Raw genomic sequence first — 14,023 nt, 5'->3', positions numbered from 1 at the left:
GGCTTCAATCTGCTATCTCATCTCACTTCGCAGTGTCTGGCCGCATGGACAATCGCGTCAGAAGCCTTTTCCACGGAAGAGATAGATCAGCTCTACGACCAGAATGATGACAACCGTCAGTTCCAGCAGGAAAGCTCGGCTCTGATTGAACTGATCCACCATGAACTGGTAGAGATCCTCCGCGACATGGATCTTCGCTGTGACGATGTTCCGATAGTCGGAGACGCCAACCCTCGTGGCAGCCAATCGATACAGACGTGCGGCAAACATGTCGCTGAGAAACTTGATGGCGTTATCGACGCGTTCGGTCAGTTCGGAGACCTCTAGTAGCGTTGTTTGCAGCCTTGTGGCGGAACCAGCCATTCTCCATCGCGCGAAGGTTCCGGTTTTTCTCTCAAGCTGTTTATAAACCTCTGCCAACTCCTGCGTGAGCAACTCATCGTAGTAGCGAAGCTCAAGTAACTGGGAGTTGGCATATTCCAGTAGTTGAACCGCTTCCTTCGCCTCTGCTGTTGTGTCGTAGACGAATGCTGCATTCCAGCCAATCACGGCCAGATCGGTGGCGTAGTAGGAGATCTGCGATCGCAAGACCTCAGTGATTTCGCCTTCGGAAAGCTCACCGCTGTCGCCGCGTACGACCTGGGCGATCCGTGGACCATGTTGTGAGAGCATCTGCGCCGCGTTCCGGATTCCGGAGATAGTCCTGGTATGAAAGATGACGTACTCTTCACTCAGGTAACGTTTGTATGCCTTGATCATGCAGGGTGTCGCGCGAGCGATCTTCTCATGCACAATGCGCTCGGCATGTGCAGCAAGATCTACCTCCCACATCCAGTGGGCGGTTTGTCTGATAAGTGAGGACCAGTCACCACTGAAGGGCAGGTGAATCAGGACGCTGAGGACACCGTAGTCGTAGTACTTGACCTCACCGCTGAGCTTTCCTTCGCCCGGGAACAGCACATCCTCGAATGGTTCGACGAGGGGAGGTCTCTCGTATCTCCCATAAACCGGTGAGGATTGACGCAGACCGGACTGCGAAACTGTTGGGATGCCGAGAGTCTGGGCTAACGAATCGATCTGAATCTCATCGCAGATGTCGAACTGCACCAGCAGCAGCAGCGTGCCAGTCAGTGAGGGCTCCAGGTCTGGCGCGTTTTGGGTGCTGATTTCAGGCATGCAGCTTCGCCCCTTCCAGCAGCCTGCGATGGAACCGCACAGGACAGCGCTTCGATAGCATAGAGCAGCTATCGCTGAATTGGGTGTGAAGTTAGAATCCCAGGTTTGATCTGGTGGCAATGTGTGAAACCAGCCCACAAGAGAAAAGGGCTGCGACGGAAGGCAGTCATCCGTTTGGTTGGCTTGTGTTCACCGAGTCAGTCAAGGTGGATCACTGCCATCGCAGCCCTTGGGTGAGCACTATTTTCATAGTTCCAGGCCTCGACGGCATCTCGCGGATGCGGTCGATTTTTTCGGGTCTGGTCGTCCTCCAGGTTGCCCCGGCTGACGGTTCACTCGGTCTATTTCGGGGTCGCTTAGGTGTTGCACCCGCAATCCCTTTTCGACCATCGATGGAGGTACTGTATCGAGTCCCGGCTCTTCGATCTGTGATGCTGGTCACAACTGTTTGCTTAAGAAGAAGGGCGGCAAGATGCCGGCCCTTCTCCGTTCTGAAACGCAGTTGTGGTTATCGGGCTGTCTCCGGCAGTTCGGCGTGCTTCTCTCCGGCAAAGATGGCCTCGATCTCTTCGAGAGTCCGCCCCTTTGTCTCCGGCAGGAAGAAGGTGGCAGTCAGGAAGTAGACCAGGCTGCACGCCGCCCAGAAGAAGAACATGGCCGCATAGCCATGTGAGGAGACGACCGGCAGGAAGACGCCAGCAATCGTAGTGGAGACGCCCTGGTTGATGAGAAGTGCAATGCCCATACCGACGGAGCGAATCCGGGTCGGCATCAGTTCGGACAGAGCCAGCCAAACGACGACTCCCGGCCCGACGGCGTAGCCGGCGATAAAGAATGCCAGGCTGAGGGCGATCAACCATGCGGTCTGGCGCGAGGGTAGGGGAGCGACGAAGGCGCGGGTGATCGTCAGCGGTGCATCCGGCTTAGCTTTTTCGGGCGCGACCTGGAGCGCCTCCTTGTCGTTTGCGCTCAGGGTGGCGATCTTCTCGCCGTCACCGTAGTTGTAGAGCACCGTCAGACTGCTATCTCCGCCTTGATTGCGGACGAACTCGGGGGTGACGCTGAGATGGTTGCCCTGCACGAGCGGACGCACCTGGTCGGCGACTTCAATGCGCTTCGCCTCGGAGCTCCGGAATAGCACACCGCCGACACCCAGCGCTATAACAATGCAACCGGTTCCAAGCATTAGCAGGAACTTGCGGCCCTTCCGGTCTACCAGCGCTACGGCAATTACGGTTGTCAGGCAGTTGAGCAGCTTTACCGCGAAATCGCCACGTGTGGCTTCAGTGGCTGACATTCCCGCCTGCTTCAGGATGACCGAGAGATATCCAAGCACGGAGTTGATGCCGGTCCCCTGGTTACAGCCGAGAATGACACAGGCAAGGACAAACGGAACGATGTATCGCCGTTGCAGCAAGGATCCGGCGAAGGCAGGTTTGGACGACGACCCAGACTGCGGCGCCACCACCGAGTCCATCTCTTGCAATTCGCGCTCTGCTTCTGCGGGAGAGACGATCTTTTCCAACGCTGTCCGTGCCTCCTCGCGGCGGCCGCGGGTGTGCAGCCAGCGCGGTGACTCGCTGACGAAGAAGGTGCTCAGCAGGAAGAGAGAACCGGGATAAATGACGGAGAGGAACATGCCGCGCCAGGCATGGTCCTGCGCCGCGTGAACGATGGAGGCGTTGCCATTGGCTGCAGCGATAAGCTGTTCAGCACCACGGCTGTAGTACACGCCGATGCCGGCCGCCACAACGATCCCGAGAGTCAGCAGGAACTGAAAGATGGCCGAACCACGTCCGCGTGTGGAGGGGGGAAGGCTCTCGGCCAGGTGCAACGGAATCACCACTCCGATGATGCCGCCACTGAGGCCCTGCAGAATGCGGCCGAAGAGCAGCGACCAGAAGCCCTGCGATAAGACGATCAGGACGATGCTCAGAACAAAGAGCACGCCGCTGACGATGATCATCTTTTTTCGGCCGAACCAGTCAGCCATGAAGCCGGCGATCAAAGAGGACAACGTGCTTCCGCCAAGGACGGCAGCTACCAGGATGGAAGTTTGGCTAACAGTGAGGTCTACCGTCTTTTCCAGGTACAACAAGGCGCCCGAGATGATGCCAACATCGATGCCGTACAGAAGCCCGCCCAGGCCGGCAACAGACAACAAAAGATAGGTGTAAAAAACTGTCGTGGAATTAGAACGACCCATAGAATCTCCGGCTGACGTAATTGAACAAAATGTTGTCTGGTTGCGCGCTACTCTCATGAATCTCTGAACGGTAGGCTTTTTGTTTCGTTTTATTTCTTAATGTTTCTTTCGATGCTAGCATCGTTGGAGTATCTGGCCAGTTTGCCGTACCGTTGGTGCTGGCCCGTTGTTCTGGAGGAGTTCCTTTGCATGCAGTTCACGATTCAAACACTTACTGAAATCTATCGCCAGCCAAAAGTGTGGCGCGACTGCCTGCAGGCCCTGGCTGCCGCAGATCTGCGTGTGTTGGTGCAGGGGTGTGAGCCGGAGAAGAAGGAATGGGTCTTTGTCGGCTGTGGAACCAGCTTCTATCTGGCCCAGGCCGCTGCCGCAAGTGTGACCTCGTTGCTCGGTGTTCCAGCGCGGGCGGTGCCGGCTTCTGAGATTCTGCTCTTTCCAGCGCTGACGTTGCCGCAGGATGCCTCCCGTTATTTCCCCATTTTGATCTCACGCTCGGGTCATACCTCTGAAGTATTGCAGGTTGCTGCTCTGTTACAGAGCAAAGGCGTCGATTTTCTTGCTGTAACGTGCGACGGTCGCGAATTGGAACAGATGACACCGCGCGTGCTGAAGTTTCCGGTGGCGGAAGAGAGCACGGTGATGACCGGTTCCTTTACCTCGATGGTGCTTGGCCTGCAATATCTGGCGGCAGTTCTGGCCGGCGACGAAGCCTTCCTCTCCGCTCTGCGCGTACTGCCCGATCACCTGGACCGTCTTCTCGCGATCTATGGACCGAAGGTGGAAGCCTTCGCCAAGGTTCCGGTCGACGACTTTGTCTTCCTGGGGCAGGGGCCTCTTTACGCCATTGCGCAGGAGACTGCGTTGAAGGTGATGGAGTCATCATCGAGTTACGCCCAGTTCTTCCACACGCTCGAGTTTCGCCATGGACCGAAGTCCATCGTCGGGCCTGATACGGTTATCGGCGCGCTTCTCTCCGAGGCGGGATTCGAGGCCGAGGCCGCGGTGCTTCGTGAAATGAAGGAGCTTGGCAGCCGTACGTTGGCAATCGTAAACCGGGCAACACCGGAACTGCGGCAGTTTGCCGACCTGATCATTGAACTCGATCTGCCGGTGCCCGAATTAGCTCGCATGATTGTGTATGTGGTGTGGGGACAGTTGCTGGGTAGCTACCGCGGCCTGGAGAAGGGGCTGGACCCCGATAACCCGCGTAACCTAAGCCGTGTCGTGACTCTTTGAAAATGCCTGCACTCGACCTGATCGTTCTCGGTGAAACCAACCTCGACCTGATCCTCTACGGTCTTGAGGAGGACTTGCCTATCGAGCGAGAGGTGTTGGCAAAGGACTTCCGCATGACGCTCGGCGGCTCCTCCTCCATCCTGGCGCATAACTTCGCCACGCTGGGTTGCCGGGTAGGTTTTATCACTAAGGTTGGGGGCGATCCGTTGGGCGTCCTTGCACTGGAGCGGTTACACGAAGCCGGCGTCGACCTGCCGCCCGGCGTGGTGAACGCGCAGTCGCAGACCGGGGTGACGGTTGTGCTCCATCATGGGGCAACGCGCCGCATCCTCACGTATCCCGGAATCATGGGGGAGCTTACCGTTGCGGAGATTGATCGGGACTATCTTCGCCAGGCGAAACACCTGCATATCTCTTCTCTGTTTTTGCAGCGCGGTTTACATGCCGGGCTACCCGAGCTTTGCAGCGAGCTGCGAGCCGAAGGTTGCACGGTCTCCCTCGATACCAACGACGACCCGGACGATCAATGGGGTGGGGTGCTGGACCGTATGCTCGACGTCATCGATCTTCTGTTGCCGAACGACCATGAGGCTCGCCGCATGACTCGCTGCGATGATCTGGAAGAAGCGATCGATCGTCTCGCGCGGCGCGTACCTGTTGTTGCCGTCAAACAGGGACGGTCGGGCGCGATGGTGCGGCAGGGAAGTCAGCACTCGCATGTGCCGGCGATTCCGATAGCGGCAGTGGATACGATCGGCGCAGGGGATAGCTTCAATGCAGGTTTTCTGAAGGGCTTTCTGGCAGGAGAACCGTTGCCGGTCTGCGCGGCAATGGGTAATGTCGCGGCAGCGCTTTCAACACAGCGTCCCGGCGGAACCGAGGCTTTTCGCGATGCGGGGTTTCGGAAGGCATTTCTGGCGCAGCATATTCCCAGAGCCTGAGAGGCGGCATATTTACGGAGCTTGAGAAGCGGCATATCACGGAGTGTGAGAATCGGAGGAAGCATGGCAGGCAGTGACAAGTTCGTCGATATGGTGAGCGCGGTGACGCGCGTCGATCTTCCTCTCGGAGAGTTTCAGCCGCGGTCGTCACTGGTGACGCCAGTACGAACTCCTCTGAAGCCGAAGTTTCCGGTCATCGACTATCACAATCACCTGGACTCTATGGAACCCGCCGAGGTTCTGCGCATCATGGATGTCTGCGGGGTCGAATGCGTGGTCAACATCACCATGCAGGTGGGTGATCGTGCGATCGCCATGCTCGACAAGTTTCACCAAGCTGCGCCCGATCGTTTCGCAAGTATTGGCTGGATGGACTGGCATAGTGTCGATCGCGACGATTTTTCCCAGATTTCCATCGCTCGTCTGCATCGCCTGGTGGAGCACGGCGCGATCGGTATCAAATTCTGGAAAGATCTTGGCCTTTCCGTGCGTGACCGCGATGGCAAACTGCTGCGGATTGACGACGAGCGCCTGATTCCCATCTTTGAGGAATGCGAAAAGCTTCGCTTGCCGGTCATGTTCCATACCGCCGATCCGAGTGCGTTTTTCGATCCCATCGATGCGAAGAACGAGCGCTACGAAGAGCTGGCCGCTCATCCTGACTGGGGCTTCAGCAACTCACCGTTCAGCAAGCGTGAGTTGCTCGAACAGAGAAACCGTGTGATTGCTCGTCATCCATCCATCACCTTTGTGGGGGCGCACTGCGCTGAGTCAGGCGAAGATCTGGCCTATCTCGCAGAACAGATGGACGCGCTGCCGAACCTGATGATCGACATCAGCGCCCGCACGCCGGAGCTTGGGCGCCAGCCGTATACCGCGCGCAGATTTTTCCTGAAGTATGCCGATCGTATCTTGTTCGGCACCGATCTGCTGCCTGAGATCGAGATGTACAGGCTGTACTATCGCTTCCTGGAGACCGACGACGAGTACTTCGAATATCCCTCGCACGCTTCACGACAGGGACGGTGGAACATCTACGGACTCTATCTACCGGACGATGTACTGAAGAAGGTCTATCGCGAGAACGCGCTCAAGCTGTTTCCTCAATAAGCCGGGCTCGCCCTTGTCATTTCGTAGCGATCGGGGTCCCCGGCCAGCTTTGCTGGCTGGGTGAAGCTGAGCGGAGAATCTGCTTCTCTACCGATGCTCTTCTCTTGTGCGACATGTCGCTACTCCTAGGCGATGATCACTTCAATACCCGAAGCCTTCAGCGCTTCCACGTCTTCATCACGGATCTGATCGTCCGTAATTACGGCATGGATCGAAGTCGGAGGCACGATCAGCGCCAGGCTGCGGTGACCGAACTTGGTAGAGTCGCAAACGGCGACCACGCGTGTAGCGCATTTGACCATGGCGCGGTTTACCCGCGACTCAAGCATGTTGGGTGTCATCACGCCGATGGTTGTGTCGAAGCCGTCTACGCCGAGGAAGAGAATATCGGCGTGCACTTCGCGGAACATGTCTTCTGCCTGGGGGCCGACCAGCGAGAAGGAGTTCTTCCGCAGGGTGCCCCCGGTGATGATGACCTCGAAGTCCGTTCCGGAGAGTTCGGCAGCGATGTTGACTGCGTTGGTGATCACTGTTAACTGCGAGAACCGCTTCAGCTCCTGAGCGATGGCAGTGGTTGTTGTGCCGGAGTCCAGAAGGACACAGGTGCCTTCTTCCACAAGCGCAGCGGCTGCCTTAGCAATCCGCTGCTTTTCTTTGAACTGTTTTTTTTCTTTCTCCCGAAAGGAGAGGTCCTGCAGGATGCTTCCCTGCGGAGGAATGGCGCCGCCGTGGGTGCGACGCACCATGCCCTTGGATTCCAGGTAGTCCAGATCTTTGCGAATCGTAATCCGCGAGATGCCCAGTGCGTCAGAAAGCTCGGAAACCAGGACCCGTCCTTCTTGCTGCATCTTGCTGAGGATGTGGTGACGGCGCTCGTCGATGAGCATTTCATTTCCGTCGGGAATCGTTGGCCTCATTCTTCCTTCTCGGGGCGATGAATCTTATTCAACTCTCAATTATGAGGCGAAACCTTCGTTTTGGCATGCATTTAGAGCATTTTCCCTCTTGTCGGGTAAACCCCGAGAGGAGTTCAGCGGCGTTTCATTGCGGAAAACACACATAGATGCGCAAGCCCTACTCTACACCTACAGGGAAAATGCTCTAGTCGGCGATCGCAACTCTTGTCGTTCAAGCCATGCGATATCGGATGCAAATTATTTTGTGGTGTCATGAGCGATCCCACGCATAAAACTGCGCAAAGTCCGCGTCTTTCAGCGCTTTCTCCTCATCTATTTCTGAGACCTATATGCGCCGTTCGCGACAATTGCTCGTCCTGTTCTTCTGTTTCACTGCGGTAATCGCACGTGCACAACTAATGATTGCAGTCCCAGAGGGCCCGGCGCCCCAGCCCGGTACGATTGCCGGTGTGGTCACGGATACCGATGGCGCAGCCATTCCGGGGGCGGAGATCACCGTTGTCCGCGACGGAACGGTAGTTGATGGCGTTTCTGCTGTTTCAGGCGGGAATGGCGTCTTTTCTCTGCCGGGTGTGCCGTCCGGGACTGCGGTGGCATTCAACGTGTCGGTCAATGGATTTGCTTCCTGGACGTCGGCTCCTGTCACGCTGACGCCGGGACAATATATGGAGCTGCCGGAGATCAAGCTCGCAGTCGCAGCGATCGATACCGAGGTTAATGCGATCTTCCCCGAAGAACTTGCGAAGCAACAGGTGAAGGAAGAAGAGAAGCAGCGCGTACTAGGCGTGATCCCGAACTTCTACGTTGTCTATGATCACAATGCGGTCCCGATGACGAGTGCGCTGAAATTTCGCCTGGCGCTGAAGGCTTCTACAGATGTTGTTACGTTTGCCGGGGTGGGGTTTGTTTCGGGTATCTATCAGGCCGCCGACCGCCCTGATTTTCGTCAGGGCGCCGAGGGATACGGGCAGCGATATGGCGCTATTTATGCTGACGGTGTCACCGACATCCTTATCGGCGGCGCGGTCCTGCCATCACTCCTGCATCAGGATCCTCGTTATTTCTACCAGGGTACCGGGACAAGGAAGTCCCGCGTGCTACATGCCCTCTCGAGTCCGTTTATCTGCAAGGGCGACAACGGGAAGTGGCAGTTCAACTACTCCTCCATCGGAGGAGATCTCGCCTCGGGTGCGATCTCGAATCTCTACTACCCAGAATCCAACCGCGGTGCGAACCTTGTCGTCAATACGGCATTGACGGCTGCCGGCGGACGAATGATCAACGCTCTTGCCCAGGAGTTCGTCCTGAAGAAGTTCACCTCGGGAAATCACGACCGGGACTAGTCTGTATCGACAAATCCGGTTGAGTCACTACGCTCGTTGCCACATTCTTCGCGGTTTTATTGCGAAGGTTAGGGTTCCCGGGGAACTTTGTTCGACGGGATTGGCGTGGTATCGCGCTTTGCGCGACCGTTTTTGTCATCCACAGGAATCAGCTCAGCAAGATAATTTGTGTTCCATTGCTCCCGTTTGGCATCGTCCCGACGGCGAAGACATCCAATGGGTATCTCCGCAAAAGGATGAGGAACGATGGACGAGCTTTCTATAAAACTTGTCATAGCTTCGTGGAAACAGGTTGTCAGCCGTCTGGACCAACGTCTTGCTCCACTGGACGACGAACAGCTTCAGAAGCAGATTGCCCCTGACAGAAACCGCCTCTTTTATCTGCTCGGCCACCTCACGGCCGTTCATGACCGCATGTTGCCGCTCCTTAGTATTGGGCAGAGACTCTACCCCGAGCTCGATGAGGTCTACATCGCCAATCCCGATCGCTCGCTTGCTGATCCACTCTCCGCGGCGGACTTAAAAACGGCCTGGGGAGAGGTGAATACTACTCTGATCTCTGCGGTCGAAAAGTTTTCTGCCGACGACTGGTTGAAGAAGCACGCCGCAGTCTCCGAGGAAGACTTCGCCAAAGAACCAACGCGGAACCGTCTCGCCGTCTTTCTCAGTCGCACCAACCACGTGTCGTTTCATGCCGGGCAAGTGGTGCTGGTGAAGTAGATCGTTTAGGTGGATTTCGGAGCCATGGAATATGCCAGGCAAATCCACTAACTGAAGGTTTTGAGAAATCGTAAACAGAAATGACAAGAGCCTCCGGCGCATGCTGGAGGCTCTAACAAACGTGGCTAGTGATACTGCTCTGCCGATCGCTTGATTGTCGAATGGTTGCGGGGGCAGGATTTGAACCTGCGACCTTTGGGTTATGAGCCCAACGAGCTACCGGGCTGCTCCACCCCGCATTCCTATGATGCCATCTGGGGGCCATTAGGTCAACTTCATCCCCTCTTACTGGAACCCTCGCAGAATGGCATTAACCTCCAACATCTTGTTTCAGATAGGAAGCATCTATGTCCATCACAGGAGAGCTTTGACTTTTTGGATGAGGGTCTATGGGCATTCGGATAGATAAGGCAATGACGTCTCTGGTATTGCTGGCATTATGCGGTGTGGCGGGTCACGCGCAATCACGGCGCCACCTGGTGCCCCCATCGGAGGCTGAACGTGCAGCCCTTGAAAAGAAGCTTGATCCAGCACTTATGCCGGCCGGCGCCAGCCACAGGAATATCGACCCCAAACAGATATTTAAACTGATCGGTCCGCACGGCACAGAAGAACTGGCGCTCGCCGCAGTCGACTTTGATGTGCCCAATCCGAATGCTGGCACTGGAATATCGCGGCATACCTGCGGTATCTATGTGGCGCCTGTACAGGGAACTGCATATTTTCTCGATGGAAGCCTGGATGAGGCCCTTCCCGTCCAGTGCTGGAAAGTCGTATCGATACGCGTGGTACGCCAGGACGCAGAGCCTGCTGAAATTATGTTTGTCGGCGAAGCCTCGTTGGCCTCCCATTTATGGCGTCAGGAGTATTTCATTCATCGTGGTGAGGATGGGACCTACAAACTGACAGCCGACTACAAAGATGCTCCCCAAAAACAGTAAGGGAGGACAGGATTACAAAGATTTCGGCCAGCGCACTTACCACTACCAGAACTTTCCCTTGGAAATCGCGTCTGAACAGGCACGGGTCAGTGTCGGTATCCTTCGGCACTGACAGGGGATAGGAAGCATATGTATTGGAAGACTTTTACTTACGCAGTCCTCGCCGCTGCTCTGGTTGCGAGTGCATCTGCCCAGGCGAAGAAGAGCACTGTCTCTGACGCGCAGATCCAGGCGGACGTGCTGAAGCGGCTTGCCGCCGACGCCTCGCTGCAGAATCAAGACATCCAGGCATCGGTTGCCTTCGGGACGGTCACGCTCACCGGTACGGTGACCGATGATAATGCTCGCCGCGCGGCCGAACAGGCCGCGGCACAGACCAACGGCGTCACCAAGGTTGTGGACGAACTTGCACTCGGAGCGGCTCCGGCCAGCACCGCAGCAACCCCGAATCCAGAAGATGCAGGCGCGGCGGCTATTGCCGAAGCGCAAAACGAGCCAGGTCAGGCCCAGCCGCAGCAGTATCCCTCCGTTACTGCCGATCAGCAGGCCCAGAACCAGCAACCCCAGCCGATGGATTCGCAAGCCGCCCCTCAGGCTCAACCGGATCAACAGGCACAACAGCAGCCTCAGAATCCTCAGGCTCAGCCGGGCTACCCAGCTCCCCGGGGCCCGTATCAGCGCCGCGTCTACGGACCGTATCCGTATCCCGGAGCGCCGCCGCAGCAGGCACAGGGTAACTATCCTAACCAGCAGCCTTATCAGGGTGGCGGCCAGCAGGCGGGACGTATGGTCACCGTACCTGCCGGAACCGTCCTCTCTGTCCGCATCAATCAGCCGCTCGACAGCCACAATGCGCAGCCGGGCATGAGCTTTGATGGAACTGTCGTCGCGGATATCGTCGCTGATGGGGCGATTGCCATCCCGCGCGGAGCCACCGTCCACGGCCAAGTTGTCAAGGTATCGAACGCCGGAGCCCTCAAGGGCCGCGGATCGCTCTCATTGCAGCTCACCGGAGTGTCGCTTGGCGGACAGGAGTTTGCCCTCACCTCCGAGCCCTGGACACGCAACGGTGGCGATAAGGCCGTCACCAGCGTGGACAGCACGCTTGGCGGCGCTGCTATCGGAGCCATTATCGGCGGCGTTGCCGGCGGCGGAGCTGGCGCCGCCATCGGAGCGGGCGTCGGTGGTGGCGTTGGCCTGGGCGCGGCAGCCGCATCCCCCAGCGGAAACGTCTGGGTTCCCGGTGAGGCCGTCCTCCGCTTCCGTGTCTCGCAGCCTGCCACTATCGCGACAGTTGACCAGCAGGAGCTCAACCGTCTGGCCTACGGAGCCGGACCCGCCGGCGGACCTCCGACCATGGGACCGCGTCCGTACCCATATCCCTATCCGTACGCCTATCCCTACGGCGCGGTTGTCGTCGGGGCTCCGGGCCCTTACTACTACGGCTACTACCGTCCGTATTATCGCCCTTACTACCGTGGGTACTACCGCTATTAGAGAAGCCCTCCCCCGTTTGCAGCAACAGGAAGCCCGGCATTTATGCCGGGCTTCCTGTTCGTGGGAACGAAGAATCGTTGCACAGCGTATGAAACAATGGAATTCTTCCATGGGAGTGTAACCATGTACTGTTCTCGTTGCGGAAAGCAAGTAAACGCCGGGGCCAGCTTCTGTTCTGCCTGCGGTGCGCCAGTTGCCTCTTTCGGTGATGTTGCAGCGCCTACAAACCCGCCCGTCAACTTTGACGGCATCACGCGACCGCGCTCCGGCCGTGTTGTCGCCGGTGTGTGCCTCGGCATCGCCCGCCGCTATGGTTGGGATGTCAGCATGGTCCGTGTGGCGTGGCTGCTCGCCGTCGTTCTCTTCGGCACCGGCATTGTGGCGTACATCATCCTGTGGATAGCAATTCCAGAAGAAAGTTATGTGCTGCCCGCCGGGCCGCCGACGAGAGTTCCGTGAGCGAAGTGAAGGCCAAGGTAAACGCTGTCTCCCCGAAGTCGACCAACACACAATCCACGAATCAAGCCCGTCCCTTCACCTACCAGGGGCGCTCGCTCGCCTGCAGCGGTGTCGCTCTGGATAGTCTCGCCCAGAAGTTCGGAACGCCGCTCTATGTCTACTCCGGCGATCAGATCCTGGAGCGCCGCAATCTCTTCGCCGATGAGTTTGCCGGCGTCGATCACACCGTTTGTTATGCGGTAAAGGCAAACTCGTCGCTCGCGATTCTCAAGCTGCTGGCGCAGTCCGGCACCGGCTTCGATATCGTCTCTGGCGGAGAGTTGGAGCGTGTTCTGCGTGTATCGAAGGACGCCGCCAAGCGCGCCGTCTTCTCCGGTGTGGGCAAACAGGCCGCCGAGATGGATCTTGCTCTCAAATCCGGCATCCTGATGTTCAACGTCGAGAGCGAGGCCGAGCTTGAGCTTCTGGCCGAGCGAGCCGCAAAGCTGAAGAAGAAGGCTCGTATCGCTCTGCGAGTGAATCCGGATGTCTTTGCCGAGACCCACCCGTATATCTCCACTGGCCTGCGCGAGCACAAGTTCGGGATCGACATCCGCATTGCCCGCAAGGTTTACCGCCGCGCTGCAAAGAAGCAGTGGCTTGAGCCCGCAGGTGTCTCGGTGCACATCGGCTCGCAGATTCGCTCGACGGAGCCTTTTGGCTCGGCCTTGGCGCGCGTCGTGGACCTGGTGAAGCAACTCCGCAAGGACGGCCTCAATATCCGCTACGTCGATGCGGGTGGTGGCCTTGGCATCGAATACGGTAATGGCAACTTCGACCCTGCAGCCAAGGTGCACGAATACGCTAACGCGCTGAAGAAGGCTATGGGCGGCCTGGATGTGCATCTGCTGCTCGAACCCGGACGCTTCTTCGTAGCCCAGGCGGGAACATTGCTCTCACGCGTGCTCTACACCAAGGTGAACGGCACCAAGACCTTCGTGATTACGGATGCGGCAATGAACGACCTGATCCGTCCGGCGCTCTACCAGGCACATCACGAGATCCTGCCGGTGAAGCAGTCAAGCTCGAAGAAGACTATCGTCGCCGACATCGTCGGCCCGGTGTGCGAGTCGGGAGATTTCTTTGCGCGCGATCGCGAGCTGCCTGTGGTCAAGTCTGGGGATCTGGTCGCACTGCTCGATGCCGGCGCGTATGGTATGTCGCTGGCCTCGAACTACAACACCCGCTCTCGTGTTGCTGAGGTGCTGGTCCGCAACGGTAAGGCAAAGCGTATCCGCCGCCGCGAGACGGTCGATGAGATGCTTGCTCAGGAAGTGCTCTAGAACCCAGAGAATGTATCGGGTGCCTCGGGTGCCCAATGTCCGGGGTGGTGTCCCTCGGGGACATGGGCATTCGAGCCAGGCTCGAACCGTTCGATCACTACGAAGACAGATCGCATCATGAAGAAGCGGTGTCAATGCATGCATATCGATGCAGG

Annotated in this window: 12 protein-coding genes and 1 tRNA gene; 9 read left to right on the top strand and 4 right to left on the bottom strand. The window is 57.6% G+C overall.

From position 1 onward, the window contains the following. Positions 1–57: 57 nt before the first annotated feature. Together OHL21_RS24640 and OHL21_RS18915 are read right to left on the bottom strand one after the other, a co-directional pair. The gene (locus OHL21_RS24640; protein ID WP_263418852.1) at positions 58–1,176 is read right to left on the bottom strand and encodes a hypothetical protein; all 1,119 of its coding nucleotides are present in this window, start codon (positions 1,174–1,176) and stop codon (positions 58–60) included. A 508-nt stretch (positions 1,177–1,684) separates the two neighbouring features. Then, positions 1,685–3,382 (bottom strand): sugar porter family MFS transporter, encoded by a 1,698-nt coding sequence (locus OHL21_RS18915; protein WP_263418851.1) that lies wholly within the window; start codon positions 3,380–3,382, stop codon positions 1,685–1,687. A 189-nt stretch (positions 3,383–3,571) separates the two neighbouring features. On the opposite strand from OHL21_RS18915, the gene OHL21_RS18910 reads away from it, so the two are divergent. The 3 genes from OHL21_RS18910 (at position 3,572) to OHL21_RS18900 (ending at position 6,669) form a co-directional block, all read left to right on the top strand. Continuing rightward, positions 3,572–4,618 (top strand): SIS domain-containing protein, encoded by a 1,047-nt coding sequence (locus tag OHL21_RS18910; protein ID WP_263418850.1) that lies wholly within the window; start codon positions 3,572–3,574, stop codon positions 4,616–4,618. A 2-nt stretch (positions 4,619–4,620) separates the two neighbouring features. Beyond that, a complete protein-coding gene (locus OHL21_RS18905) occupies positions 4,621–5,559 on the top strand; it encodes a carbohydrate kinase family protein (RefSeq protein ID WP_263418849.1) in 939 nt (312 codons plus the stop codon). A 63-nt stretch (positions 5,560–5,622) separates the two neighbouring features. Further along, entirely contained in the window at positions 5,623–6,669 is a 1,047-nt protein-coding gene (locus OHL21_RS18900) for an amidohydrolase family protein (RefSeq protein ID WP_263418848.1), read from the top strand. A gap of 125 nt (positions 6,670–6,794) precedes the next feature. Here OHL21_RS18900 and agaR read toward each other — a convergent pair whose 3' ends face one another. Continuing rightward, entirely contained in the window at positions 6,795–7,586 is a 792-nt protein-coding gene (gene agaR, locus OHL21_RS18895) for a transcriptional repressor AgaR (RefSeq protein WP_263418847.1), read from the bottom strand. A gap of 329 nt (positions 7,587–7,915) precedes the next feature. Between agaR and OHL21_RS18890 the strand changes: the two genes are divergently transcribed. Both OHL21_RS18890 and OHL21_RS18885 read left to right on the top strand, forming a co-directional pair. Continuing rightward, a complete protein-coding gene (locus OHL21_RS18890) occupies positions 7,916–8,929 on the top strand; it encodes a carboxypeptidase-like regulatory domain-containing protein (protein WP_263418846.1) in 1,014 nt (337 codons plus the stop codon). 246 nt (positions 8,930–9,175) lie between these two features. Beyond that, on the top strand, positions 9,176–9,649 hold the full coding sequence (locus OHL21_RS18885; RefSeq protein ID WP_263418845.1) for a DinB family protein: 474 nt from the start codon (positions 9,176–9,178) through the stop codon (positions 9,647–9,649). Between the two features lie 162 nt (positions 9,650–9,811). Here OHL21_RS18885 and OHL21_RS18880 read toward each other — a convergent pair. Further along, positions 9,812–9,888 (bottom strand) — tRNA-Met (locus tag OHL21_RS18880). A 150-nt stretch (positions 9,889–10,038) separates the two neighbouring features. On the opposite strand from OHL21_RS18880, the gene OHL21_RS18875 reads away from it, so the two are divergent. From OHL21_RS18875 to lysA, 4 genes are all read left to right on the top strand, one after another. Next, positions 10,039–10,590: a hypothetical protein gene (locus OHL21_RS18875; RefSeq protein ID WP_263418844.1), complete on the top strand. Its 552-nt coding sequence runs from the start codon at positions 10,039–10,041 to the stop codon at positions 10,588–10,590. Positions 10,591–10,719: 129 nt separating this feature from the next. Beyond that, on the top strand, positions 10,720–12,087 hold the full coding sequence (locus OHL21_RS18870; protein ID WP_263418843.1) for a BON domain-containing protein: 1,368 nt from the start codon (positions 10,720–10,722) through the stop codon (positions 12,085–12,087). Positions 12,088–12,210: 123 nt separating this feature from the next. After that, positions 12,211–12,546: a PspC domain-containing protein gene (locus OHL21_RS18865; RefSeq protein ID WP_263418842.1), complete on the top strand. Its 336-nt coding sequence runs from the start codon at positions 12,211–12,213 to the stop codon at positions 12,544–12,546. A gap of 5 nt (positions 12,547–12,551) precedes the next feature. Continuing rightward, complete coding sequence (gene lysA / locus OHL21_RS18860) at positions 12,552–13,868, top strand: diaminopimelate decarboxylase (RefSeq protein WP_263418932.1); 1,317 nt, start codon at positions 12,552–12,554, stop codon at positions 13,866–13,868. Positions 13,869–14,023 lie beyond the last annotated feature (155 nt).

Source organism: Terriglobus albidus, assembly GCF_025685425.1.
Classification (GTDB): domain Bacteria; phylum Acidobacteriota; class Terriglobia; order Terriglobales; family Acidobacteriaceae; genus Terriglobus; species Terriglobus albidus.
This window is presented reverse-complemented; position numbering and strand designations above follow the sequence as displayed.

What these genes read in the sequence shown, in the direction of transcription:
- OHL21_RS18875 (WP_263418844.1), top strand. Translation starts at nt 10,039, where the DNA reads ATGGGCATTCGGATAGATAAGGCAATGACGTCTCTGGTATTGCTGGCA.
- OHL21_RS18905 (WP_263418849.1), top strand. Translation starts at nt 4,621, where the DNA reads ATGCCTGCACTCGACCTGATCGTTCTCGGTGAAACCAACCTCGACCTG.
- OHL21_RS18885 (WP_263418845.1), top strand. Translation starts at nt 9,176, where the DNA reads ATGGACGAGCTTTCTATAAAACTTGTCATAGCTTCGTGGAAACAGGTT.
- OHL21_RS18865 (WP_263418842.1), top strand. Translation starts at nt 12,211, where the DNA reads ATGTACTGTTCTCGTTGCGGAAAGCAAGTAAACGCCGGGGCCAGCTTC.
- OHL21_RS18870 (WP_263418843.1), top strand. Translation starts at nt 10,720, where the DNA reads ATGTATTGGAAGACTTTTACTTACGCAGTCCTCGCCGCTGCTCTGGTT.
- OHL21_RS18900 (WP_263418848.1), top strand. Translation starts at nt 5,623, where the DNA reads ATGGCAGGCAGTGACAAGTTCGTCGATATGGTGAGCGCGGTGACGCGC.
- OHL21_RS24640 (WP_263418852.1), bottom strand. Translation starts at nt 1,176, where the DNA reads ATGCCTGAAATCAGCACCCAAAACGCGCCAGACCTGGAGCCCTCACTG.
- agaR (WP_263418847.1), bottom strand. Translation starts at nt 7,586, where the DNA reads ATGAGGCCAACGATTCCCGACGGAAATGAAATGCTCATCGACGAGCGC.
- OHL21_RS18890 (WP_263418846.1), top strand. Translation starts at nt 7,916, where the DNA reads ATGCGCCGTTCGCGACAATTGCTCGTCCTGTTCTTCTGTTTCACTGCG.
- OHL21_RS18910 (WP_263418850.1), top strand. Translation starts at nt 3,572, where the DNA reads ATGCAGTTCACGATTCAAACACTTACTGAAATCTATCGCCAGCCAAAA.
- OHL21_RS18915 (WP_263418851.1), bottom strand. Translation starts at nt 3,382, where the DNA reads ATGGGTCGTTCTAATTCCACGACAGTTTTTTACACCTATCTTTTGTTG.